Source organism: Ruminococcus albus 7 = DSM 20455 (assembly GCF_000179635.2).
In the GTDB taxonomy this organism is placed as follows: domain Bacteria; phylum Bacillota; class Clostridia; order Oscillospirales; family Ruminococcaceae; genus Hominimerdicola; species Hominimerdicola alba.
Genome location: NC_014824.1, coordinates 211,123 through 237,943, shown reverse-complemented (window position 1 = coordinate 237,943; position 26,821 = coordinate 211,123). Strand labels below are relative to the sequence as shown.

At 37.7% G+C, this 26,821-nt stretch carries 20 protein-coding genes, 1 pseudogene and 1 riboswitch; of the genes and pseudogenes, 11 read left to right on the top strand and 10 right to left on the bottom strand.

All coding sequences use genetic code 11. From position 1 onward, the window contains the following. Positions 1-569: 569 nt before the first annotated feature. The 6 genes from RUMAL_RS17780 to RUMAL_RS21965 all read right to left on the bottom strand — a co-directional run bounded on the left by RUMAL_RS17780 (position 570) and on the right by RUMAL_RS21965 (position 9,417). Positions 570-3,929 (bottom strand): MSCRAMM family protein, encoded by a 3,360-nt coding sequence (locus RUMAL_RS17780; protein ID WP_013483485.1) that lies wholly within the window; start codon positions 3,927-3,929, stop codon positions 570-572. Positions 3,930-4,104: 175 nt separating this feature from the next. Continuing rightward, positions 4,105-5,271, bottom strand: a complete 1,167-nt coding sequence (locus RUMAL_RS17775; protein WP_013483484.1) for a hypothetical protein — start codon at positions 5,269-5,271, stop codon at positions 4,105-4,107. Positions 5,272-5,617: 346 nt separating this feature from the next. After that, positions 5,618-6,943 carry an NYN domain-containing protein gene (locus RUMAL_RS17770; protein WP_013483483.1) on the bottom strand — a complete coding sequence of 442 codons (1,326 nt, stop codon included), beginning with the start codon at positions 6,941-6,943 and terminating at the stop codon, positions 5,618-5,620. A gap of 104 nt (positions 6,944-7,047) precedes the next feature. Next, positions 7,048-8,457: a competence protein CoiA gene (locus RUMAL_RS17765; protein ID WP_013483482.1), complete on the bottom strand. Its 1,410-nt coding sequence runs from the start codon at positions 8,455-8,457 to the stop codon at positions 7,048-7,050. A gap of 379 nt (positions 8,458-8,836) precedes the next feature. Continuing rightward, entirely contained in the window at positions 8,837-9,268 is a 432-nt protein-coding gene (locus RUMAL_RS17760; RefSeq protein ID WP_013483481.1) for a hypothetical protein, read from the bottom strand. Positions 9,269-9,270: 2 nt separating this feature from the next. Next, complete coding sequence (locus RUMAL_RS21965) at positions 9,271-9,417, bottom strand: hypothetical protein (protein ID WP_013483480.1); 147 nt, start codon at positions 9,415-9,417, stop codon at positions 9,271-9,273. A gap of 116 nt (positions 9,418-9,533) precedes the next feature. Between RUMAL_RS21965 and RUMAL_RS22990 the strand changes: the two are divergent. From RUMAL_RS22990 to RUMAL_RS17740, 5 genes and pseudogenes are all read left to right on the top strand, one after another. Beyond that, positions 9,534-9,644, top strand: a pseudogene (locus tag RUMAL_RS22990) (IS1595 family transposase); the annotation flags it as partial. Between the two features lie 274 nt (positions 9,645-9,918). Continuing rightward, positions 9,919-11,112, top strand: a complete 1,194-nt coding sequence (locus RUMAL_RS17755) for an ATP-binding protein (RefSeq protein ID WP_013483479.1) — start codon at positions 9,919-9,921, stop codon at positions 11,110-11,112. A 344-nt stretch (positions 11,113-11,456) separates the two neighbouring features. After that, positions 11,457-11,795, top strand: coding sequence for a helix-turn-helix domain-containing protein (locus RUMAL_RS17750; protein ID WP_013483478.1), 339 nt, complete (start codon positions 11,457-11,459; stop codon positions 11,793-11,795). Next, entirely contained in the window at positions 11,792-13,078 is a 1,287-nt protein-coding gene (locus RUMAL_RS17745; protein WP_013483477.1) for a type II toxin-antitoxin system HipA family toxin, read from the top strand. Before RUMAL_RS17750 ends, RUMAL_RS17745 begins: the two co-directional genes overlap by 4 nt. A gap of 90 nt (positions 13,079-13,168) precedes the next feature. Then, positions 13,169-13,978 carry a zinc ribbon domain-containing protein gene (locus RUMAL_RS17740; protein WP_013483476.1) on the top strand — a complete coding sequence of 270 codons (810 nt, stop codon included), beginning with the start codon at positions 13,169-13,171 and terminating at the stop codon, positions 13,976-13,978. 590 nt (positions 13,979-14,568) lie between these two features. Here the strand turns inward: RUMAL_RS17740 and RUMAL_RS17735 are convergent. Both RUMAL_RS17735 and RUMAL_RS17730 read right to left on the bottom strand, forming a co-directional pair. Next, a complete protein-coding gene (locus tag RUMAL_RS17735; RefSeq protein ID WP_013483475.1) occupies positions 14,569-15,168 on the bottom strand; it encodes an SMI1/KNR4 family protein in 600 nt (199 codons plus the stop codon). A gap of 387 nt (positions 15,169-15,555) precedes the next feature. Next, a complete protein-coding gene (locus RUMAL_RS17730) occupies positions 15,556-16,293 on the bottom strand; it encodes an ankyrin repeat domain-containing protein (RefSeq protein ID WP_013483474.1) in 738 nt (245 codons plus the stop codon). A 298-nt stretch (positions 16,294-16,591) separates the two neighbouring features. On the opposite strand from RUMAL_RS17730, the gene RUMAL_RS17725 reads away from it, so the two are divergent. Then, entirely contained in the window at positions 16,592-17,059 is a 468-nt protein-coding gene (locus RUMAL_RS17725) for a DUF3592 domain-containing protein (RefSeq protein WP_013483473.1), read from the top strand. A 144-nt stretch (positions 17,060-17,203) separates the two neighbouring features. Here RUMAL_RS17725 and RUMAL_RS17720 read toward each other — a convergent pair whose 3' ends face one another. Both RUMAL_RS17720 and RUMAL_RS17715 read right to left on the bottom strand, forming a co-directional pair. Next, complete coding sequence (locus tag RUMAL_RS17720) at positions 17,204-17,494, bottom strand: hypothetical protein (RefSeq protein ID WP_013483472.1); 291 nt, start codon at positions 17,492-17,494, stop codon at positions 17,204-17,206. Between the two features lie 3 nt (positions 17,495-17,497). Beyond that, positions 17,498-18,016 (bottom strand): hypothetical protein, encoded by a 519-nt coding sequence (locus tag RUMAL_RS17715; RefSeq protein ID WP_013483471.1) that lies wholly within the window; start codon positions 18,014-18,016, stop codon positions 17,498-17,500. A gap of 683 nt (positions 18,017-18,699) precedes the next feature. Here RUMAL_RS17715 and RUMAL_RS17710 point away from each other — a divergent pair. The 5 genes from RUMAL_RS17710 (at position 18,700) to RUMAL_RS17690 (ending at position 26,819) form a co-directional block, all read left to right on the top strand. After that, complete coding sequence (locus RUMAL_RS17710; protein ID WP_013483470.1) at positions 18,700-20,355, top strand: MutS-related protein; 1,656 nt, start codon at positions 18,700-18,702, stop codon at positions 20,353-20,355. 358 nt (positions 20,356-20,713) lie between these two features. Then, the gene (locus RUMAL_RS17705) at positions 20,714-22,264 is read left to right on the top strand and encodes a hypothetical protein (protein ID WP_013483469.1); all 1,551 of its coding nucleotides are present in this window, start codon (positions 20,714-20,716) and stop codon (positions 22,262-22,264) included. 1,190 nt (positions 22,265-23,454) lie between these two features. Further along, the gene (locus RUMAL_RS17700) at positions 23,455-23,889 is read left to right on the top strand and encodes a hypothetical protein (protein WP_013483468.1); all 435 of its coding nucleotides are present in this window, start codon (positions 23,455-23,457) and stop codon (positions 23,887-23,889) included. Between the two features lie 19 nt (positions 23,890-23,908). Further along, complete coding sequence (locus RUMAL_RS21020) at positions 23,909-24,886, top strand: 3'-5' exoribonuclease YhaM family protein (RefSeq protein WP_013483467.1); 978 nt, start codon at positions 23,909-23,911, stop codon at positions 24,884-24,886. A 145-nt stretch (positions 24,887-25,031) separates the two neighbouring features. Next, positions 25,032-25,114: riboswitch (cyclic di-GMP riboswitch) on the top strand. A 73-nt stretch (positions 25,115-25,187) separates the two neighbouring features. Next, a complete protein-coding gene (locus RUMAL_RS17690; protein ID WP_013483466.1) occupies positions 25,188-26,819 on the top strand; it encodes a hypothetical protein in 1,632 nt (543 codons plus the stop codon). Positions 26,820-26,821 lie beyond the last annotated feature (2 nt).

Below are 26,821 nucleotides of genomic sequence, written 5' to 3'. Positions count from 1 at the left end.
TGAATTAACGGATGAAATCCACTCAATTAACGGATAAAATCCACCCGAGAAATGTTCTCAGTCCCTGTGTATCAAGTGTGACACCCGTGACATACTCTATGTGAAATCCAGTGAATTAAAGCCTTTGACCTTCAATTGGCACTATTAAAATTCAAAGCAGGGGAGTCTTAAATGCTTTATCTACCTGCAATACCATTATAGGTTACAATTAAATCCAGGTGCTTTTGCTGTGTCACACGTGACACAAATTAAAAAGGCTTCTTATCCTTATAAGGACAAAGGCGGAAATATACGGATAAGATTTACACTTAGCTGACTTTTCTTTAAGGATGTTCCACTGTGTAGAAGCGGCAGGGAAGTTTTGCTAATAGATATTAAAATACTTGCCTTTTGTATTATAGTAGAAAATTCAGTTAAGTAAAATGAAAAATAAAAATAGAATTTATTTTGTGTCACGCGTGACACAGAACTCTAAGACGGAAGACTATTTAAGATACGAAAAGGCAGCTAAGCTTTTACACTTAGCTGTCTTTCCTCAAAGGATGTATGATAATAAAGGCGCTGTTAAATTAGATATCTTTCTTCTTGCCTATTGCAACGTATGTCAGAACTATAAGTCCTGCCACAGCACCTGCGCCGGCTGTCAAAGGAAGAGCAGTGTTTACATCAACGCTTGTCTTAGGAACCTTTTCATCCCTCAGCTTATCGTGAATGACCTGACCGCCTGCAGTGATCTCGAACCAGTGCTTTTCGTCATTGATAAGATAACCCTCGGGAGCATCAAACTCTTCGAAGTAGTACTTGCCATAGCCGAGCTCTTCGATATTAATCTCGAAGGTCACAGAACCATCTGAACCTGTACGCTGTTCGGATACAACAGTGCCGTCAGCTCTGCAGATCCTTATTCCTGTGTTAGGCAGGGTAGTGGATTCAGAAATATCAGTTTTAGTTATGGTAACAAGTGCAGGCTTAGGTCTGTTTGTCATATCAGCTCTTACTACGACACCATCCTCACGTATCTCAAATCTGTAGAGAGATTCATCGATGATGTAGCCCTCGGGAGCATCATACTCCTGGTAGTAGTACTCACCGTATTCAAGTTCCTTGAAGGTGATCTTTCCGTTTTCATCGGTGTAATCTTCAAAGATAACGTTCTTGTCCTTGTCGTAGATCCTGAAGCCTGTGTTGGGCAGTGCTTCAGATGATACGATATCTGTCTTTGTTATCTCTATATCACCACGCTTGATGTCATTGTAGAAGCCGGAAGCGAAATCACCGTCTGCATCTCTGTTTGTTACAACTGCGATATCGCCGTCATCTCTAATAGCTGCAGGGTAGTAACCATCATCAACATTGAAGCCCTCGGGAGCCGCTGCTTCATGTACGATATAATCGCCCAGTCTCAGATTTGACATTTCGTAGATACCGTCTGCAGTTTCGACAAGATTGCCAAGATATTCATCGACTTCATCTACAAATCCGTTAGAGTTAGTATCCTTCCATACATCAAATACTGCTCCTGAAAGAACATGGTCAGGATATCTGGAATCGTACTTTGTAAGAGTTATCTTACCCTTCTTTTCTACCTCAAAGAATCCTTCTTTATTCTCTCTGTTATTGATATAAACAGTCTGTCCATCAGCTTCAACAACAGCTACATATTCATTAGGATCAATGATGTAATTCTCAGGTGCCGCTGTTTCCTTTACGATATACTGTCCAAGTCTGAGGTCTTCTATGTGGTAATTTCCGGTACCACGTGTAACTACCTCTCCGGCTTCTCCGTCAGGAGTATCCTCTTCGATCACTTCTTCTGTTGTTTCATAAAGAGTTCCCACTTCTGTATCGCCGTCATCAAGAGTACCGTTCTTGTTTTCATCTTTCCATACAGTGAATTCCGCACCGGAGATAGGTTCATTTGTATCAGAATCGACCTTGTTGAGCTCGATGTTGCCCTTGGCAGGTCTTTCCTTGAATACAACGTTGCCGTTTTCGTCTATAGTATTACCGATAGTCAGGTTCTGACCGTCCTCGGTGATTTCAAAAGCGATAGGTGCTCTGTATACAACATAACCGTAAGGAGCCTTTGTTTCTTTTACGAGATATTTACCGCCTTCGATCTTGTCGGAAACATACTCGCCGTTGTTGTTATCATTGAGCGTTCCAACCTTAACATCAGCTTCATCAAGCTGACCATTTTCGTTAGTATCATTCCACAGTTCAAAAGTTGCACCGGAAAGTCTTTCACCGTTTTCAGAATCGAGTTTCAGAAGAGAAACCTGACCGTAAATGCTTTCCTTATTATTTGCAAATGTTACTGTTGCAACATCGGGCTTATCTGTCAGGCTGTATCCGCTGACATGAACGTTCTTAGGATCCTCTGCAGCATAACCATCATTATATGCCTTTGAATTTTCTCTTACAGTTTCAGTCACAACATAATCCATACCATCTTCATCGGCAGGAATGTTTTTGATCTTCATTACTGTATCTGCTTCAGCACCGGAGTTGAATCTGAAGTTTGTTGCTTCACTTGCATTTGTAGTCGTTCCTGTAAAGGTATAGTCGCTTGAAGAAAGGCTATCCCAGCTTGCCTTAACATAGTATGTCTTACCATCTTCGCCTACTGTGGACAGGTTGAAGGAAATGGAAGTCATATATTCGGCTGCCTTTTCATCATCGATAACATTTCCGTTAATTTCCCACAGCTTAGTCAGCTCGATATCGCCGTAGCTTGCTACCTGATAATTGATTTCTCCCTCGGCAGGGTCAATTCTCATTGCATTGAATGCAAGATCCTGGCAGTCTTCATCGGAGCTGTTTCTTGCTTTTCTTGGATCAAAACTGTGATTATAGATTGTCCAAGTGTCTGCAGCATCATACTCATCAGTCCTTATAGGCGAAATAACAGTTTTGGTAGCTGTCGGTCTTTTTTCAGAACTTATGGTATATACTGTTCCGTTTGTAGATATATTATCAGCTCCCCACTGAGACTTGAGAGCTGTGCCGGTTGCATTTGCCCAGTTTCCCTTTGCTCCCTTTATATCTACGCTTCCGGTATACTTGTTATCAGCAAAATCATACGCAAGAACAACCTTATCTGATGTGCTGTAGAGACTTGCTGGCCTATTATAAAGTGTATCTGCCCAATTTTTCATGGATTTGACGATTTTATTATATTCATCAACGATCCCCGAGCAGCTGTTGTTCTTGCTTATAACAGCGCCGCCGGCTGTAGGCTTGTAGTAATCAAGGAGGCTTGAACTTGTCGAAATGTTATTGCCGTTAGCATCCTTGGTAACAAGTTCCATGGTTTTAGGATCTCTGTATCCGCATACAAGTTCCCAAACGATAAACTGAGTTGCAATATAGCAGTCTGCAACACTCTTACTCTTACCCTGAACTCTTCCTCCGTAGCCATAGTACATTGCTGTGGCTATCGCCCTTCCGGTCTGTGTTCCTTTAACCTTGTCCCAATATCCTGTATAGCCATTAGTAGATGTGTATTCGACGATCTTTCCGTCTGAATCAAAAAATCCGGCAGCAAAGGAGTGTGCTGTAGGTCTGAGACAGATACCGAGATTGGAATTTGCTCCGTTACCCTTCATCTCATACATTACCATCTGATGCATTCCGCCGCCCTCGGTAAGTCCTATGGCTTCTGTTGTAGTACCGTTTGAATTACGGAACTTAACAGCCCCGCCGTATGTTGCATGTTCGCTGGGGGAGTCATATGCGGTAAAAGGCAACTTAGATGTGTAATTGTAATAAATACCATCAGCCTGTTCAAGAGTAACATTGCCATTCTTAAACCACACTGTACCTTCAGCTGCCGAGCTGATTATCGGCACCATTGAATTGAACGCCATGAGTGTAGCCATTGTAGCTGCGGACATTCTTGCGATGAGCTTCTTTCTGTTTTTCTGCATAAAAAAATACATCCTTTCTTTTTTTTATGTAATTTAAAGATTATGTTTTCCCTCTTGAAAACATCTGACTTTATTATATACGAAAATTACTAAAAATAAAAAAAGGGGTTTTTTTAAAAATAATTTTTTATAATAAAAAAACAGAGGAGAAATCTTCCTCTGTTTAAAATGTTTATTAAACCTGACAAACAAATACGTTATAATCACCGAGTCCGTTATAATAATAATTTAAATGAATACGAAGCGTAAAAGTATCGTCTTTGGTAAAGTGAAAAGAGTCTATTACATCTTTTATTTCCTCGTAAAATTGATTTCGTAAATCTAAAAAATCCTCATAATACCAAGGAATATTATTTTCATCTACGCAAACTTCGCCTTTATCATTATGATAGAAACTACGTCCTCCTACTCCATATCCAAATCCGCCCTTCCAATCTAAACAGTTTCCATTTTCATCAAACACCACATAAAATTCATCTGTGTTTTCAATTTTGATATTTGGATAATCCTTATATCGTTCATGTATATAGTTCCAGCAGTCATCACAAATTATCTGCCAATCTCTATCTGTCATGCATCCCATATCAAAGTTGAAGTAAGCAAGTTCTACATCACTAAGATCATTTACCCAACTGAGATAATAATGGATATCATTTGCAAAGCCATCATAAGGCTTATTTGTATGAACCAGAGCTCCGCCTCTTAGTCTTGCATATTCTCTGGGGTCATATCCGTCTTCAGTAAGCTGAACAGGTTCAGGCTGAGGTGTAGGATCTGAAACAGTCTGGGGCGGGGGAGTGGTAGCAGGTTCAGGATTATAATTTACAACTGGCTGAGTATCGTTCTGTACAGGCTGAGTATTATTGGAATTGCCTGTATTTCCGTTATTATTAGTGCTTCCTGAATTACTGTTATTTCCTCCTGAATTATTCTTCTGAGAAGTATTAGCATTACCGTTTCCGCCGGAGGAATTAGAATTCCCGGAAGACTTATTTGAGCTCTTAGAGCTTGACTTGGAAGAGGAATCAGACTTCTTGTTTGCAGCCTTAGAGGAGCTCTTGTCCTTCTTAGAACTGCTTTCATTCTTGGAACTACTGTCTGTCTTGGAGCTGTCATCAGGCCTTGAAGAACTATTATCATCTATACGGGAAGAATCATCCTCACAGGCAGAAGAATCCATAGTATCTGTTACTACTTCATTCTCATCTTCCTTTTCTACAGCAGTAATTTCTGTCGAAGAATCGCTGATATTATCAGCATCCTTAACTTCAGTATTTCCGCAGGCGGTCATCATTATAATCATCGCACATGCTATCGCGCATATTATCTTATTAGTTTTCATAGTTGTTACCTCCGTATTTTTTATATAGTTGTAATTTGGGATTATTTTCTGAATGGATGATTTTTTTTCTTTTAAATCATTCAGAAAATTTTTGTTTCTATATATATTATATAATATTTTGAAGGATATAAAAAATTCTGTATAGTTAAAAAGTGTTTTTTCGATGAAATAAACTATATAAAAAATTTTTTTTTTGCTTTTTTATATTATACCATACAGAAAAATTTTGTCAAACGTTTTATTTGGAAAAACAAAAGGGGAGTCGTCTCTTTTTCTAAGACAACTCCCAAATATTCTCTTGAATATATTTGACTATTATCAACAATAAAATAAATCTGCTTAATAATTATTTTTGTATTTCAATTTCGAATTTTCCATCAACGATCTTCAGCTTTAATGTCTTCACGTATCTTGTACAGAAGTTTTCCATTTCTTTTTTCGTAGCAGTAATTCTTGTTTCTTCATAGATCTTCTTCGTTAGTTCCATTGGTTCTTCGTCCAGCAGGGTAGGGAAGTGGGTTTCCAATTCAGAAAACAAAACAGAACGCTTTAAATCTTCCGTTGCTGCAGAACAAAAATCGTCTATCGCACAATAATAGATCCCGTGCTGAGTAAGAGCATCTTTTATAGCAAAGCCACACTTGTCATACTCATACATTACAAGAAAATTCGCTTCGGGAAGACTTTCAATAAGACCGTAGAAATCCGAATCGCTTGATACTAAAATAAAAGAGGTTATATTGTTGTTGTAGAAATCCTTTACTATACAGGCAGTCATTCTTATATCTACAAGACTCTTTCTGTCTGTTATTCTATCTATTTCTATATGCTCGACAGGGATCTTGATAAATTTAGAAAGCCAGTCCCAGCCCGTTGTTGTATGCGGATCGTCATAAAGAGTTATTTTTTCTATTTTTTCCAATTCATCAGGTTCAAGTCCTTTTAATACGCTGTATAGCTTAAAAGGATCGGAATTTTCACAATCTACTGCAATAGTGGTCTTTTCAGAATCATCAATGAAATTATAAATGTTATTTCTGGTATCATCATCAGCGTCCCTGTATTTTGTCGGGTCGGTAAATACGTCTCCATTCATTTCATATATGAAATTCAGAAACTTTTTATCCGAGTAAAGGATCCCGCCGCAATCCTGAGGTTCCCAGTAGATATATTTCTGGAAAGGATAATATTCAATATTAGCCATATATTTCGTAAATTCATCCCGCATTACGTTCGGCTTATTATATCTTGGTACTACAAATAATTTTTTGATATAGTCCCAGTTTATCCAATCATAGAAAAGACCTTTACAATTATCTATATTATCATTGATAAGTTTAGTGAAATCCAGAATGTATTTTTCAGAGCGGTAATTTGCTTTTACTATTTGTATTCCCCATTTATTTAATTGCTCGATCTCGCTGTTATCATACCATTCAAGAGACGTCAGGTTTTTTAAGCCATACACCATCGCGTCGTCTGTTCTCTTAAAATTCTGAAACAGAGTTGATCTGAGTTTGCTTAAGTATCTTATTATATTCGCTTCTTTGTTGTTATAAAGGAAATCAAGTTTTTCGGAACATTCCTCCCGGAAGCTTAATTCAAGAGCTGATTTTTTTACCCCAATCAAGTATGCGATGGTCGTTACAATTTCTTTAGTATCTATTGCCATAAAAATTCCCCCTGTTTTTATAAATAATATCGAATCAGACTTTTATTACTATATATATTATATCATAAAATCCGGAGATTTAAAAAACCCAAAATGAAAACTTTTTAGCTCTTTTTATATTTTGCGACCAGGATGTGATCATCTCTACCTTCTATATAATCTTTCTTTATCCAGTTTTTGTTATTTATCATAAACCTTTGAAATTGTTCTTCGTCGATATCTACATTATTGCGAAGAAGTACATTTCTTAGTTTAGGACCGTATGTATCTGTGAATTGTTTTTTGATGTATTCTGACAGACCGCTTTGATTGAATATGTGGACAAGTATCCTGAGTCTTTCATCATCTTTCGGGAGCTCTCTGTAAGTCCTCATCAACTCCAGAAAGATAACCTTTTCCTCTTTTGAACCCTGGTGAAGCTTGAGCATAAGCTCCTTGATCGGTGCAGCGTATCCGTTGAATGCCTTAGTTAGTTTTTCTTCAAACTTATCTTTTGAAAAAGGCATAAGTTGTATTGATGTTTTGGGCATCGTTATTTTTTCCAGGGGGATCCACTCGTTTTCAGAACCTAAAAACAATCCTGTACGCTGATGAATCTCGATATTTTTATCAACTTTTCTATGCTGCTCTACTTCTTTTCTTTTAGCTAATTCTTGCTGAAGTTCTTTTTGTTTTTCCAATAGCTTTCTCTTCTGTTCTGCTTCAGCAAGCATTTTACGCTCTTGTTCTTCCTGTTTTCTTCTTTTTTCTTCATTATAGAGCCCGTTATCTTTTTCAATCTCTGAATTTTTTTGCTCAATTATTTTTTCTATATAAGGAATTTTTCCTGACTCATTTACTGAAAAAGCGGATATCGGCATGGATTCAGAATGAAATCTTTTATATGTTCTAAGCTGGGTGGTAGTTTTGAATTTTACTGTCAGTTCACTATCGATTTCGGAAACATATAGATCCATGTTTTGCCAATCGTCCCTCAGCAGTAATGCATCTTTTGTGAACATTTCATCATAATCATTACGTATAGAAGGCTCCCCGACGATCACCCATAGGTCAACAATACCCATTTCTTTGAATTTCTCATGCTGATCATTCATTTTAGTCTCATTGAAAGATCTTTTTATAAAATTCAAAGCGATGATAGTTTTGTTATCAAAAACAAATGCTATATCGACCCATGTTCCGTCTTCAAGACGCTTATCCATAATAACTGACTGTCCGGGGATAGTTTTATTTATTTCATCATAGAATTTTTGTTTGATATCTTCGGAGAATTTATGTTCTTTTGCAAACTTATTATAGGTACATTCTGAATTTTTCAAATGTCGGAAATGTTTTCTTTTTTTTTCGGTATCTACAAGTCTTACTTCATCTCCGCACCCTTTACAATGAAGTTCATGATTATCGCTCAGCTTTCTCAAAAGCAGTTTTTTGTCGGCTATTTCTTTTTCACTGACAGCATCTTCAATAAAGTCACTGTAATACATCTCTTTGCCGTTATATTTGCATGTAAGCATAGTCGTATCCCTCCTACTTGATTATTATTTATCTGAGTGTTCATTCGGCATTCTCCTTTGTTAGTTTGTTTGTATGCCAAATAAAGTCCTTAGCGGTTCTTATCCACGGCTCGGAGAAGTGATTTCCTATTATAATAGAATTATTCATTAGCAGAGTACCGAACTAAACTATTTATTATTTTCTGAATTTGATCTAATAACTGTTTTTGTTTTGTATTCAAAGCCAGCATTATGCAGATTCTCACGGGATATCTGTTCATCAACAAGAGGATAGCTGTTATTGTCTATAATCTCAAAACCTATGAAAATATCATCCGCTTTAACAAAGTATGTGCCGTCAAATTATATATTATCCTCTCACATTTTTTCGTGAGATGCACTAATCAAAGCATTCCGAGCAAAGACGATTAATCTCCTTTTTGGGTATAGTGTTGTCGCATAATACGATTGCAACATTTTCATAATAAATAATCTCAATTTTAAAACAGCAATAGTATAGACCTTTTTCACAGATAATTTCTATATCCATTTCTTCAGGTTCCATTTGATGAATGGCTTTTAAAGTATTAAGTAATGAAGCATCGGAAACTTTTTTCTGTACAGAAACGCTCGCCCATTCACCCTCATGTTTAATTTCCAAATAATACTCCATGCACCATTTAATGGTATCGTTGTTGCACAAGATCTTATTTGCAAAAATGTTAAGATTTGCATTGACGTCAAGTGTTTTTGCCATATTAATGATGGCTTGATAATTTACACTCGAAAAGGCATAATTTATTATTTGCTGTTTATTTTTATGATATTTCATTTTTAGTTTCCAAAAATCTCTCTCCAGCTTTCACGCTGCCATTTTTTAAAGTCATCATAGAAATTGCTATTTGAGACAGCAGATTCTGAAAAAAGAGCTCTATCATCTTCTGTAAATCTCCAACTATAAGCAAACTCATTAATATCCATTATTATTCCTCCTAAAAGATATGCCCATTACTGCCAGAAGAATCAGGTTTACTATATGTAGCTTTTTGCTTAATCCAGTCTTTAAACTTTATATGTGGCATTCCATAATCATTAGAAACGAAAAGATCCACACAGCGTTATATGCTGCCGAATACTGTTACAAATTCAACCGTCGTAAGCTGGGAAACAGTGCGTATTTAAGGCTCTTGGCTGCTTTGGTGCAGTGATCTTACTTGTGGTGTGTTAAGGGGATAACCATAATTCTAAATGAAAGATTAATTTATTATATCACACTGAGAACTAATAGTCAATCAACTTACCCTAAATACCAAAGGGGCTGTTGCAGCCCCTCTTCTTGCTTAAAGAGGATAAATAGATTTCCAATTGTTCGCATTTTCTAGTATAGTTGGAAATACATTTCCAACTATTGACTTTTTAAAACGGACATGGTATAATAATTCCAGAAATCCATATAATACATGGCAGAAGGAGTTGATTACTATGATAGATCGTCCTGAATATCTCAGATTTCTGAACGATTGGAAGGATAAACAAATAATAAAAGTTATTACCGGCATCAGAAGATGTGGAAAATCCACGCTGTTTGAGCTTTTCCGAGAACAGCTCGGAAAACAAGGCGTTAGTGATGACCAGATAATATCTATCAATTTTGAAGAAGCCGAAAATGAAGAACTCCACGACTGGCATAAAATGTACAGCTATATAACATCCCGTATGCTTCCTGATAAAACGAATTATATCTTTCTGGATGAGATTCAGTGTGTTGCTGATTATCAAAGAGCTGTAGACAGCCTGTTCGTAAAAAAGAACACAGACGTCTATATAACAGGTTCAAATGCCTATTTTATGTCGGGTGAGCTTGCAACGCTGTTATCAGGCAGGTATGTTGAACTTAAAATGCTCCCTCTGTCATTTAAGGAGTACGCAAGTGTGTTTGAGGGAATAAGCAAAGAGGAACTTTACAGGAATTACGTGTACAACAGTTCCTTTCCTTATACAACCGAACTCCATGACAGGAGGAACATAAGAACATATCTTGACGGTTTATATAATACCATTGTTCTGAACGATATTGTCACCAGAAAGAAAATACAGGATCCGCTGATGCTGAAAAGCGTTATAAAATACCTGTTCGATAATATCGGAAGCCCATGTTCTTCAAAGAAGATAGCCGATTCAATGACAAGTGCGGGAAGAAAAATATCCAATCATACTGTAGAAAACTATCTTGAAGGTCTTACCGATAGTCTCCTTATGTACCGTGTCGGAAGATATGACATCAAGGGGAAGGAATACCTGAAACTGCTGGATAAATACTATGCTGCTGATGTTGGACTAAGATATTATCTTCTCGGTACCAATAATGCAGATAACGGGCATATTCTGGAAAACGTGGTATACCTGGAGCTTATTCGCAGAGGTTATGAAGTATATATAGGAAAAAACGGCAATACGGAAGTTGATTTCGTGGCTGTTGACTATGATGGAAACACCGAGTATTATCAGGTATCATGGACTGTTCGTGATGAAAAGACTCTTGAAAGAGAACTCACACCGCTGCAAAACATTAATGACCATAATACAAAGATACTTCTGACTATGGATAACGATCCGCCTGTATCATATAATGGGATCAGACAGAAGTATGTTCTTGATTGGTTGCTTGATAAATGAACTCTGACATCCTCCCACGGTTAAAACCGAGGGAGGATGTCAGTGCACTATATTAACGATTACGGGTTCGGTATTTGTCTTGTGTCACGCGTGACACTCACTGATAAATGGATTTCAAGCTAAAATAGTCGTGAAAGTATCAAAGCAATTTCCATTCATCTATTTTCTGCTGAAGAGAACGTTTATCATAACTGAGAATACTAATTTTGATTATTCAAACTATTTAAAATACAATATATTATACTTTATGCGTAAATGTGATTTTTAACAATCAATATATTGCATTTTAATTTGAGATGTGATATAATATATACCAGTAATACAGACTACGAGGAGCGTTCTTAATGAAGATAAACAGAGAATTACAAGACAAAGCTATATTTAAGGAATTATCAGAAAGATTCAAGCAGTACAGGATCGATTATCCAATGACAAGATCAGAGCTTTCAGAAAAATCAATGGTTTCAGTTGGAACAATAGCTCGTTTTGAGAGCGGTAATGATATAGGACTTCTAAAACTGATCAAACTTTTTAAAGCACTTGATCTTGAAGAAAAACTAGATATACTGATACCGGATCCGCTGGAGCGACCTTCACACTATGCAGAAAACAAAGCTCCGAAACAGCGTGCAAGCAAACGAAAAAAGACCGATAATAACTGGAAATGGGGCGATGAAGAATGATAACTACCGCAGAAGTATTTCTCTGGGGAACTCGTATAGGATACATTCATCAAGGCGAAAATGATGTTGCTGCGAGTTTTGAATACGATAGAAAGTTCCTTAACAGTGGGATAGAACTGTCTCCGTTCAGAATGCCTTTATCTGATCGAATATACTCCTTCCCCGAACTCAGTCGTATAGAGGCATTTCATGGAATCCCGGGATTATTTGCCGACTCCTTGCCTGATAAATTTGGTAATGCGGTTATAAACAAATGGCTTGCAGGTCAGGGTCGTTCTCCCGAATCGTTTACAGCAATAGAGAGACTGTGTTACACCGGAAAACGCGGAATGGGCGCACTTGAGTATGTCCCTGCAGCAGGTCCCGAAATTCTAAACAGCAACGTCGATGTAACAGAGATGACTCAACTTGCATCTGAGATACTGTCAGGTAAAGAGAGTGCTGTTTTGTCAGACAAGGATGCAAGCATAATGCAGCTGATGGAGATAGGTTCTTCGGCAGGCGGTGCAAGAGCAAAAGCTATAATTGCGTGGAATGAAGATACCGGCGAAGTCAGATCAGGACAGATAGAAACGGGGAAAGGTTTTGACTACTGGCTTATCAAGTTTGATGGAGTATCTGGCAACGGCGACCACAATTTAGCCGATAAAAAACAATATTCACTTATCGAATACGCTTATTATCTTATGGCAAAAGATCTGGGGATCGACATGAACGAGTGTCGTATATATAAAAAGGACGGATTACATCATTTCATGACAAAACGTTTTGATCGTGCAAATGGTGACAAAATACATATGCAGACTCTTGCAGCGTTGGGACATTTTGATTATAACACACCGAATATTTGCAGTTATGAATTATATGCCGATCTTGCAAAGAGACTTGGTATTGGCAAAAGCGGGATAGAGCAGATCCTCAGACGTATAGTGTTTGCAGTGTTTGGTGGAAACTGTGATGACCACGTCAAGAACTTCTCATTTTTGATGGATCGTAAAGGCAAATGGGCGCTTTCTCCGGCATACGATCTAACATTCGCTTATAATCCCGATAACAAATGGATATCAAAACATCAGATGTCAGTAAACGGAAAAACCTCGGGAATAACAGCAGAAGATCTTGTAGCAAGTGGAAAGTCTATGGGGCTGTCACAAGGGTTCTGCCGTAAGGTATTATCCGAGACTGAAGTTGTTGTAGGTAAATGGCTCAGCTATGCAGAAAAATGCGGTATAAGTGAAGAACGTGCCAATGAGATACAGAAAGGAATCAAAACGGCTAAATAATACTGAACAGCTTTAAGATTAATTGATGTATTTTTATTTGTATTAAAAAGTATGATATAATCAGAAAAAATATATTGAGGAGGCAATATCATGATATGTCCAATATGCGGAAGCAAAAACCCTGACGGTTCGACATTCTGTATACAGTGCGGTGCGGTAACAGATGACGATGATGACAGCTTTTTCACGGAAGATAAAGCTTTATTAGATGAAAAATTCTTTGGCAGACACGGGGCTGATAGCTATCAGTCAGAATCTTACTCGACTGTACAAGCAGTTCCAGTTACGGAAGACATATCTGACGCAGCGTATAAAGGCAACAGGATACACTCAAGGTTTATAGCAAAAATCGCTTTTTTGCTTGCTATCGTATGCTTCTTTTTTCCGTTCATGTCGGTTTCATGCGATACCTCAACGATAACCGGCAGTGGCGATAAATACAATACCGAGGTCATATACTCAGGCTACAATATCATTTGCCCGACAACTATAAGCGATAAAAACGTCAAGAAAAACGAAAATGTAGAAGAACTTAGAAAGAATTTTATACTTCCCAGTTACAAAGACTACGGCAACAAAGAAGATGCGAACCCGTGGTTGTTAGTAACGCTGCTCTGCTGCATTTTGGGGATGATGTTGCTGTTTATAAAGAAAATAAAAATATTACCGCTTGCATCAGCAACCTGTGCGGTCATCGCGCTTGCAAGTCTGATAATATTCAATACCGATTTTTACAAGCGCTACATAACAAATAGCAAAACAGACCTGAGTGAAATAAAGGAATATCTGAAGGTGAACGTAAAGTTCGGTTTTGTTATATGCTTCATAACAATAATAATCGCGTTCTTCTCTAGCGTGAAGACCTTCACGGCTGAAAGATCTTTAAATCAACAAAGATGAGTCGGCAATCGGCAGAAATTATTATCAAAAGGCAAGACCCTGCAAATTTTGAGGGCTTGCCTTTTCTTTTTTTATGGGAACCGACAAAAAGAAAAGATAGCAACTGCCATTAATACGCTGATAATTTTAACATTTTGTCGAGATAAAAGCTGACTCGTGGGTAATAACATTATATCGAACGCGGAGCTGATTTTAAAGTTTGTGTCACGCGTGACACATATAATGGGGTTATTTTTAATCGCTTTTTGCATAGTCGTCAGCTTATTGTCTTCATGCAGATTAAGAAGAACACCATTATCAATATCAACCAAAGTGCCACACACATACAGCAGTACGAAAAAGAAATGCTTACCATATTATCACCACCATTCTATATTTTATTGCGGAGCCGAATGCCCGAACTCATACTAAAATTATAGCGCACTTAGGGATAAAAAGTCTATTCGCATTGAGCAAGAAGTTGAGTGCGCCATAAGACTTTTTCATTCGTCAAGATTTTATGGGGAAAAACAAAAAAGCTGCGAAGCTTATATGCTCCACAGCTTATGAGATTATTCAGAAATATTTGTTTAGAAGTTTATGGCCATCTTTCATGATTTTATATCCAGCCATTCATCAAGTGAGTTTTCTGCAATAAGCTTTTTTGCCACTGCAAAGGTAAGTGACTCGGTAAGAACAACCGGAGCATTATTAGCAGCACGAAGTAATTCGGTAATTGGCAATTCAAGACGCAATGCTTTTCTGATCTTCATTATCGTTCTTGATTTATCGGTCGGACACTTTTTTAATACAACCTTCACTCTTTTTGACCCGTCGATATTGCTTGTTCCAGTTTCAAACTCAAAAGAGTGACCGCTATTATACCACTGGGTAAAATTATGAAAATGTTCCGGTTCAAGCGAACCTACCGAGCCTTGCTCGACAATACCAAACCTTTTAATCTGGTTTCCTGATTTCATTACAAGCTCATAGTCTCCATTGTCATTGCCAATAGGAATCAATTCAGGAGCATATTTATTAAATTCAAAAGTTAGATATCTGTCCTCTATTTCTTCAATACCGTATAGTATTCCATCATCAAACTCCATACCATCGTGTTTAAGTAAAAAATCCTTATAGACTTTAGGAATTGTTATGTTCAATCTGTTTTCCACTTCGGATATGCGAGTGAATAATTCTTTATCGTTCATAGAGCTACCTCGAATTACATTATCAAAGTTAATCTTACCCACAAATTATACCACATCTTCCTTGAAAAAGCAACCGCTGATATACATTCTGTTCGCATATTATATAAAAATTCGCAGTTGAAATTATGCAGGAGGGAGAACTGCCTTGAACAAACTGTATACTTTTCAGAAAGTACCGCCAAAAGCCCGAAGACGTCAGTAGATATATGGAGGGTTTTTTGCCGCGAAGCACTGCATATCATTATCAATACTGAAATATTTCAGTGGTTATGCTTAACGAAACGGTCATTATTTTGGTATAAACTTACAGAACGAACAGTCTGCCAAAAGGAAAAAATCAGCTTGAATAAAAAATCAGCAAGGAGAGCGATTTCTCCTTGCTGTATATCAAGTATTAGTTTGTCTGTTAAAATATTCTTGAAAAATGGTGCGAATCTCTCGATTAAAATCAACTTCGTCTTTAATTTCAAAATCATCGAGATAAGCTTTTCGATTGGATTCGTCTCCCCATACGCCGTTATCAAGCCAATCCTCAACATCTGCTCCATACTTTATCAACAAATCAAGGATAGTAATGATGTTTTTATTTGCTATGCAATATGCCTCCGGATCATCGCTCCTTGTCCGCTTCAAAATATAATTTCCTCCTGCAGCCAGTACTCCAAGTGGCTGCCAGTTGTTGATTGGATTCTTATCAATTCTTTTTTTGTTCGGATCTGCTCCTAACACAAGCAATCGTTCAATGATCCCTACATATCGTAAGGATTGTTCAATGTGTTTTGTACCAGTATACAGCAAGGTATCCATTGCATATTTAATTGCATCTGATATTACAGGACAACACATACTACCCGGTGGAACTTGTGAGGGGTTTTCTATGAAATCCGGATCAGCACCATTATTGAGCAACAAGTCTATAATATCAAATTCAGCGCATTTCAAAGCAACCTGCAATGGTGATTGTCCTATATCTTTCAATGGTTTTTTTCCAGTGAATACCTCATTTACAACGGCAGGATTTTTTTCAATTCGTTCTCTTATATTTTCGATATTTCCTTGCCGAATTTCCTTGAATAATACATTCATTGTCTCTGCTCTCCATATAGTTTTAATATTTTCAAACATACCAAGTGCCTGCTCTTATTGGTAATTATACATCACCGCCCCAAAAAAGTCAATCGCATATCGACAGAAAGAAAAATAATTATACATCAGAAAGAAAAAGAGCTTAGCAACCTCGAAAACATGGGAGCTAAGCTTTTTGATTTGTGTTATAATATAATTACCGTTACCATAATTATTCTTTTGCCAATAAGAGAAGCAAAGTCAGAAGTACTATGGCGTTTATATTGACAATAAAGTGATGTGGTGCTATAATAGTTACTTACATAAACCCGGAATTTATCAAGGAGGGGTAATCAAATTGAAAAAATCAAATTTCAAAGCGAAAAAAATATGTGTGATAATGACTTTTATACTTTCAGTTCTGATCTTTTTGGCAGGATTATGGCAGCTCGGGATCTATAAAAAGCTGAAGAATAATTGCACCTGTACAACAACTGGTGTAATAGTAAATGAAGCACATTATACCGGTGGAAAAAGTATACAGGAATATATTGAAGTAAAGACGGACCAATATTTTAACAAAGGAACTATCTACGCAAGCAATAGAGAAGATAAAAAAGGAGACAAGGTGATCATTCACTATGATAAAGATGATCCTGATAGTTACTATATCAACGACAGAGTTGATGAGTATAAAGATGCAGCGGTCTTTATTTTTGTGATTAGCATATTTATGTTTATGCTGACAGTATTTCTGGCAGTAGTTATCCGTAAGCAGATGAAGAAGTCTCAGGAAAAAACTCCCGAATTATTTTTTTACGAATAAACACAATGCCCCTGAGTGCTCACATTGTAACACTCAGGGGTAATCTCTAATGGGTCGTTCCCTATGAGTGCTGTGTCACGCGTGACACAAAAAAGCCACCGGCATAAAAAATACCGGTGGCTGAACAAGTAAAGCTAATTAACGTTATTCTTTATCTCTAAGGTCAAGCACTGATGTGCTTGTTTCTTCGTTGTTTACGAGAAATTTGATAATATCATCGTATGTTGTCTGTATTTCTTCAGCTGTTGTGACCTTAGAAAAGAGAGGCTGAGTTGAACACGTGCTAAGTGTCGCCTCGATAGAGTAATGTGCTCTCCAGCTTTTATCACCATTATGCTCAATTGTATCAGTTGGGTGATGATCACGTATATGCATCTCTACGATGTAGTCTGTGTTGATTGCCATTCCGCTTTTTGTAATAATAATCTTCTTCATTTATTAGTCCTCCGAGTTAAATTCAAGTTTTAACGATTCAATTTTATATTTGGTTTTATCTACCGTTTCTACAAAGGATTCACTTACAGTTCCGACAAACTGTTCTGTAGTCTTGCTGAATACTACGTAAATGTTTTCCTGTGGGTATATGTCTGTGTAAATTGTTTTCCCGTTCACAAAAGTGCAGCGACGGTGAAGGGAAATAAGACCGTTATCGAAACACAGATGTCCTTTACAAAAAGGAGCCACTTTTTCAAAGAAATCATCTATGATCTCATCTGGATAGATTTCAGTGTTATCGAATTCTATTTCGATATATCCTGAAAGGTGAGATCCGGTATTGGATAATTTAAGTCTGATGTACTTATCGATTGCTTCTGCTGCATCATCCCAATTTTTAAAAGGTTTTATCTGAGATATATCGGATAGTGTAGTGTTTATTACTGCGCTATAAAGTCTTCCATCTGTAACAGCTGACTCTTCCATTTTCCATGTGCATTCGAAAATGTATTGTGCGTCCATTTTATCCTCCTTGAGTTTTTTCATGATTATTTTTGTGTTTGGAACTTGAAATCATGGAGAGTTATTTAGAAATACGTAAAAGCTTTGGTCATTGCTCTATCCTCCTGTAATTTAAACTTGATCTGATCTCCCAATTATCAATCAAATCTGCATTTTAATTATACTAGAAAATTAGGAATGGTAAAAACCGTATAAAACAGAAAACGCCTTGCACGAAGCAAGACGTAATCAGAATCTCTTTCTACACCTGGTAGGCGAGCCATTATGGAGTTTATCCATAACCCTGCACGGCAGGTCGGAAAAGTACTTTCCGTATTTACATAATACAGTATTCTGAAGCGAAAATCAATAGAATCTTACAGATTGAAAGGGAAGTCTTACTGATTGAAAAGATAAAAGACAGTCTTTGATCGCTTTAATAGAAGAGAGACTGCTTGTATTTTCGAGTGCTTTCAGGACGTTGGTATTGCATTTTTATAATTTGCATGATATAATAATACTTAGGTAAAAAAAGAGACTAAATCTTTTCGTAGGGGCAACGCCTCACCACTAAAGATACGCCTCTTGCTATTCATGTTATTATTTCTTTTATTTGTGGTGTGTTAAAGGGATAACCAAGTAATAGAATATATATGCTATAATTATAATGAAATAGAAATAATACAAAATTTGGAGATAACAAAATGGAATATTTGATATTGATATCGCTGATGATAGTTACTGTTATTGTGATAACTATCGTTCAAGATAAAAAACGGCAAAAACGTATCCTTGACTACATAAGATCTTCCTTTGGCGTGCCTCGTGATGATACTGAGGAGCAGTTCTACAGACTTGGCAACATTGAAACTCTTTATCTGATGGACAAGAAAAGTATAGCTGAACATGAGATTGTTGATGATATCACTTGGGAAGATCTTAGCATGGATAATATTTTTGCCCTTGTTAACCACACGGACAGTTATATCGGGGAGCAATGTCTGTACTCAAAGCTGCATGATCTTTCAAAAACAGAAAGCAACCTGAAGCAGCTTGAAGAAAAAATATCTTTCTTTGGTACTAACGAAGACAAAAGATTCGAAGTCAGGGAAAAGCTATATTTTCTAGGCAAATCGTATGTGAACTACGATATGCCGATACTGATAGAAAACATATCCAAGCACAAACTGAAAAATAGTAAGTTTTATTATGCGCTGTCATATCTGCTTATGATATCGATAGCAGCTGCCATTATAATAAGAAAACCAGTTTTTATCGGAATGTGCATAGCTGTTTATCTTATAAATATGATCATCCACACGATAAAAAAGGAAAAAATGGACATAAAAGTAAAGTCTGTATTCAATTTAGGGAAAATGCTGAATACATCATTTTCGCTGGCTGAGCTTGTTCCGGAATTCAGCAATGAGATATCAGAAGATCTGAACACATTGAAAAACACCGCAAAAAGATCGACTTTTCTCGAACAGAAGAATGCTACCGATAATAAAGATGAGGTCAGTATGATGATGTCATATTTACTCGGTCCACTCATGATCGACTTTATCATGTACGATAAGATCATATCTGAACTTATTGAAAAAAAGTCGGAATGTATGCGTATATACAAGTTTATCGGTGAGATAGACTGTAGTGTATCAATAGCTTCGTACAGAAAAAGTGCGGCGACATACTGTATTCCTAAAACAGCAGATAATGACAGTTTTTCGTTCGTCGGATTAGTTCATCCTGCTATATCAAATGCGATACCGAATGATATTGAATATGATCGCAATATAATAATCACAGGCTCTAATGCTTCCGGTAAATCCACATTTATCAAATCCACAGCAATAAACCTTATTCTTGGTCAGACCATACATACCTGCACTTCCGAAAGCGCTTCTGTACCCAAATGCGGTGTGATCACATCAATGGCTGTGAGAGATGATATTTTATCAGGCGAAAGCTATTATATCCGTGAAATAAAGTATCTGAAGAGAATGATTGAGCTCTGTCAAGAAGACAGACTGCTGTTTCTTGCAATAGACGAGATACTTAAAGGTACTAACACCAGGGAACGAATAGCAGCTTCAAAAGCGATACTGAATTATTTTACAGATAAACGATGTATGCTCTTGGTGGCGACCCATGATCTGGAACTTGCAAAAGCATTTGATAAGATCTTTGCCAATTACTATTTCTCGGAAGTCATTGACTCGGATGACATCATGTTTGATTACACATTACACAACGGTATCAACGATTCAAGCAATGCTATAAAACTTTTAAGCGCTATAGGTTTTCCGGATGATATAGTTGATAAAGCAAAAGAAGAAATCGCAAAACCGGATATATAGCTAAAAACTGCATCAGTATAGCATTTGTATACAGCCACTGTTATTGTTTTTGTGTGAGTTTTCTATTATATGTTTTCGTTTCATAATATAAGCTTCCGATAATAACTGCGATCACTCAGTCGTATGCAAAATCAATGGAATCTTACAGTTTGAAAGGGAAGTCTTACTGATTGAAAAGGGGATAATGGTCTATTGACTTTTGATCATTGTTATGATAAAATAAATGAAGATAACTTAGAGAGCCCTAATATCTACTAATGTAGATATGTTATTTGCTATTTGAAACAGCTCTCTGAGTTTTTTTCTGTTAAGGCATACTATAATTCGACAAATAAACTACTAAAAGGAGTATTCACTCATGGGACTTTCTGCATCCTGCATCTTTGTTCAAAATCCGCAGCAGCTTTCTTCGGAGAAGCTAGCTGATATTCTTCGCAGATACATGACCGCGCAGGGTTTTGTGGAAGCAGAGGCATCCGACGCATATACTGCTCTACGTCTTCGTTTTTCAGCAAGCGGACAGTGGTTTGCAGTCTCTCCGGAGAAAGAGAATCATACCGCGCTTAAACGCTGCGCAGCAATTGCAGTCGGTGCTTTTCAGGAACCGGTTATCACAGCAGAGCTTGTTGACAGCGATTTTGCGGAACTATCGCTTCAAGTAGCGAACCGGAAGAAGTCCTGCCGCATAGCGATCGGCGAGCCCTACGGCGGCAGAACACACAGCGATTATCGGCAGTTTGCCGCACAGTTCCCGGATTGTGTGAACGCGGCGCAACTCAAAGAGATCTGCGAAGGTGACGATGTCTTTGCAGAGGACGGACTTGCTGCTCTCGGAACCTGTTTGAATCTGGATATCACCTTGATGACAGAGAACATTGAAGCAGGATGCGCTGTGCTGTATTTTAAAAAAGCGCAGGTGCCTGAGGTCGAACGCATCGAGCTCTATTCCGGGAATATCCTTAGCATGACCGAAAAGCCGGATGCCACAGCACTTGCGAAAAGAATAGTGCTAGAAATGTCATCTGCTTGGGAGCATACCGAAAAAGAAACCGGGAATTATATCCGCATCTTGGAGACCGACAATAGTCTCCTGCTCTTCAGCAACATGCTCTATCCTAAGCAGCTTGCCGCCTGTGTCGGTGAGCCCCTCATCCACATCTCCGTCGCGAAGCAGGATATAGAAAAAGCGATTCTCCAACCAAATATCTTTGCCGAAGCGCAATGGGGTACACTGCCGCGCACCGCACTGTCGGGGCTTCTGGAATCCGCAGAAACAAATGAAGACACATTTCGCGAAGCCGCACTGACCGGCACCGGCTGCACTACGCTCTTTTTCACCAAGAGGATTTGTCCCCCCGGCCCACTGATCAGTCTGTCATTGCGGACGTTGTTTGAATCAGAACAGTTTGCATATTTGTATCAGAATCCGGACAGGCTGACAACGGAGCAGATCATTGAAAAACTAGATGTTTTTTTAGCGAAGGTCTACGGTCCGAAGACTGTCTGGCTTCTTCCTCAGAATCTGGATACGGAGGAATATGAACCGGTTTCGTATCAGTATCCCGGCGGCATCTGTCGCACCGACAAAGCACACGGTGAAGCGTATTTGCGCATCTTTGTGAATGAGAACGGCATCGCGCTGACCGGCAATCTTGCACTGCCGGACGATCACAGCTATGCAGGCGTATTCGGTCAGAGCTGTGTGTATCTGGAGGTTGATCGTGAAAACCTTTTTGCCCATTATAAACTGTATGCGCCGGACGGTGGTCAACTGCGTTCAAAGATGATAGACATCGAGGAATATCCGACTTACTGCGAAGAATCCGGATTTGATCCCACACTCCTAGATGCGGTATACGGCAGTGATGTAGTTGTCTGCTGGTACAGTAGGCCGCGTGATGCAAACTGATCCAATGGCAATGGTCAAAGTTATGCGTCAAATACAAATATAAGAAAAAAGAGGTCCTACCGAAGTTTAAACGGTGGGACCTTTGTTGTTTAGAAGAATTATTCAGTTCTAGAGGTTGTATCTGATCGGATTCATTTCTAGCAATTCATTTGCCTGTGCAGATTGCATCCAAGCCGAATTGCAGTTCTTTCAAGTTCACATAAGCTCGCAGCCTATTTGTACTGCGCAGATTGCATCCGCAAAAATATACAAATATAACTGAATACACGGATTGAATGTGTATTGTTTAAACCCTATCGAGAGTTATTTCGGCTACAGATTTGTAGACTGACGAATACTTCAATCGATTTACGGACGCCGAGCCGCCCGAAATAAAGTGCGAATTTCCCAGCGTTTTAATGTGAGCTTATCTTTCGCACTATTCAGAGAAAATGATTCTATGTACTTATTATAACATATATGCAGCTATAATTCAAAAAAACTAATAGTATAAAAGATAAATTTTAGATGCTTTGTTGTGTCATGCGTGACACACTCCATGCTGTTATAATTTTTTTAGGTTCGCAATTGTAATAAACTGGAATATAATTCTGTTACTTAACTCTCGCAATCTACTTGTACTGTGCAGATTTCATCTGCAAAAAACATACAAATAAATCGAATACACGGATTTAATATGTATTGTTTAAACCTTATCGAGCGTTGTTACAGCCACATTGCTATGGTCTTACGAATACTTCATCGATTTACGGACGCCGAGTCGCCCGAAATATAGTGCGAATCAACCAGCATTATCATGTGAATCTATCATTCGCGCCATACTATTCTTAAAGAAATTATTTTACTGTACTTATTATAGCATATATTCAGGTATATTTCAAGCTTTATTTTTCTAACAGTATGAAAGATAAGCTTTAAGCATATCCATTATTTTAGATTGTATCTTTGTTGTGTCACGCGTGACACACTCTATGTCATTATCAGATGTTTTTTCAATTATCAATCTACTTTTGCAGATTGAAAATAAATCAGAGTGGTTAGCTTTGAGTTGATCGTGAATTCTTGTGAAAAATGGAATTAAATCGATTGTTTATTATGCTAGAAATCGTGTCAAAAATTGTTGACAAAATTGGCTATTTGTGATATCATATAAAGTGAGTATTTATAGAATTTATGCGTGGTGATAACGAATGGAAGAAAAGTATAATGCCGGACTTATGTCCGATAATAATCACATTCTATCCGCTATTTCGTTTCACTGCTCATGTGGCAGTTTCCTTGGCGGTTACGTTGAAGTGACTATCAAAAAAGAGAACGATCATGCCGTACTGACGGTTAGTCCTTCTCTACTTCGTGAGGGCAAGGTTGATGACATAACAAAAGAGATAAGGATAGGCGAATGGAATGAATTCATCAGCGATGTATTCTTAAAGTACCGTATAGATGATTGGAATAAGGAATATATCAATGGTGATATTGATGACGGAACACAATGGTCAGTAAAGGTCACTCTTGATAACGGCAGCGTACTTGAACATTACGGCTGCAACGATTTTCCTCCAAATTTGAGGAGTTTTGTCAAGTACATCAATAACCTGATCGCTTTTTCAGGTGTGACATTCTAATACTAAGAAAGGAACTTCTATGGATAAGGAACAGTATATAAAATTCTCCGATGCTCAGATCGGCAGCACGATCAACCGTCCTGTATTGGTGTCTGCAATCGAGGAAAATACCGCACGAAACGGCAATAAATTTGTGAGAGTATCGCTGAAAGACGGCTTTTCGGAAGTCACGGCTATGATGTTCGATACCTCGGAAGAGAGTCTTGCGTCTCTCGGTATCAGGCAGGACACGATAGCTGATGCAGAGATATCTGTTTCTGAGTATCAGGGATCAAAGAGCTTCAAAATAGTGCAGATCAGACCGACAGCAGACAGCACACTTACGGTCAATGACTTCACTAAGCTCCCACCCGTGGACTTAGACCTGATGTATACCGAAATATGCAGTCTGATCGAAAGCTCTTCAAACGACTATGATGGCAAATATACGCCGTTGTCCGATCTTACGTTGAAGATACTGACAAAGTATAAAGATAGTTTTATGACTTCCTCGGCCGCTGTATCTATGCATCACAATCTCAGGGGTGGTCTGCTGTACCACTCTTATCGTATGGTCAAGGCTGCCGATGCACTCTGTGGAGTATATACGAACCTTGACCGTGAGCTGCTTCTCTGTGGTACAGCCCTGCACGATATAGGCAAAGTATGGGAATATAAGACCTCGATCAGCGGTGATGCTGAGTTTACGGCAAGCGGAGTGCTGTTAGGTCACTTATATATGGGAGCTTCGCTTATCAAAGGCTTTGCGTCGGACGGAAACTACAACAAAGAAAAAGTTCAGCTTTTGATCCACATGATACTTTCGCACCACGGTACGCAGGAGTGGGGGACAGTATCCTGTCCGGCTATTCCAGAAGCATTTGTTTTGCACTACATCGACAACATCGATGCGAAGATGTATATGTGTGAAGAGCATTATGAGAAGTTAGATCCGGGAGAAATCACAGAAAAGAAGCCGTTTGGACTAGACAATCGTCTATATAAGCCCAATTACTAAAACAAGAATGTAAAATGGCCTTTCATCAAAGTGCAATATTATAAATGGATAATTTGTGTGTAATACCAAATATATCTTTAAATAAGCAGGATACGTACAGATTCATTGACAATTACAAGTACATGGTATATAATAAAAATATATTATATCACAAAGGCAAAATTGCTGAAAGGCAGTGACGCAAAGCTAAGGGTCTAAGCTCGAAGAGTATGACAGCCGGTTGCATAGATTTTTGGTTTATAGCTGATTAAGGCAATGCTTTTGGCGTTGCCTTTTATTTTTATTAAAGGAGTGATCAACTATGGTAAAAACAGAATTAAGCTATAATCCATACTTAATGGAAACAGTAGTGAAATTCAATGATCAGCCACCTAAAATAAATAGTATTATAGAAAAATATCGTGATAAAAAACTTCAGGAATGGGTCGAATTACTCCCTCAGGTATTTCGTGATGAGATGAACGGTTATGGATTTGATTTTTATTTTTCAGGTACAGAGTCGGATTACGAACTAATAAAATCTTCATTTAGAAAAGCAGGGGTAACAGATAACGAAGTCGCATTCTTTTATAAAAACGAGCTAGAAGAACCAGTTATAAAAAACAAACGTATTTATGATGTTTTTTCATGGTTGGATGCGCATCCCAATCGTAGATTTGATTATAAGGCTTTTAAAGATGATAATAAAGAGGTACTCGATAGTCCATATTCATTTATAACGATAAATGGAAACAAAATATCCTCTATTTCACTTTGTGACGAGAAAATAGATATTGAAAATATAGATAATGTTAATGAACTGACAACCACAGATCTTACGAATACACCAATAGTAATGTTTATAGATTCTCACGATCTAAATCGCAACAAAAGAGACCTAAGATCAATAATATGCCGTGATGATATAAGCAGCAGACAACTCTTTTTCTGCATTAGTGCTGAATTAAACAGACCTCAGATCGAAAGGATAATCTCTGATCTTGGGATACATACCCCAAATATCATAAATGATGTTAATGATGCGGTCATAAGCGATTATTTTGAAGTATATCCGCTTACTGAATACATTACAAAAGTTCTTGGGATTTTAAAAGGTACTATCAGTAAGTTACAGGCGGATGTAGATGAGGAGAATGAAAAGAGTAAGATAGTAAATTCAGGTATACATAGGAAGATCGATTCACTTGAAAACGATATAAATACTCTAAAAAACGCTGATGATCTTTTCAATCAGCGTGATAATCTGATCATACCTACGGAATATGTATCTTCAATGAAATCATTTTTCTTCAAAATTTCCGAGTGGAGAAAGAAAAAGACAAAGACTACTAATATGGATGAAGCAATTGCAATGGCTACAGAATTTAATACGATGCTTGATAAATTTTATTCTGAATTTGTAGCGGAAATAGATAGTGCTTCTGTGGCAAAAAGCGCAGAGATCGATCAACTATTCGGAAAATGGTTTTCTGATACAAAAATGGACCCGGATTTTGAACCAACTGTGGATTTCAATTACGAAGCAAAGGAGTATATTACTCCATCACTTACAGAAAAGTTTATGGATATCAAAACAGAACAATATATAGTTCGCAAGGCATCACTTTTCGATAGGTTGAAAAACAATGCTGATGCTAATAATGATAAGGTAATGGAAGTAACATATACATATGAAGCGTGGAGAACACTGGCAGTGGAAGAATATGGTCCTATTTGTCAGAGAGTTGTCGATAACTGGACAGAAACTCTTACAAAGTATTATGCTGTTCTTGCAAATGTTTATCATAATCGTATACATCAGATAATAAAGCAAAAGACTGAAGAAAAGCAGATCGTCTCAAAACAGCTTTCGCAAGATGAACAGCTTTTGCAGAATGATATGGATTGGCTTTCTCAGATAAATGATAAACTTCATCTGATCGAAAGGGGGTAAAC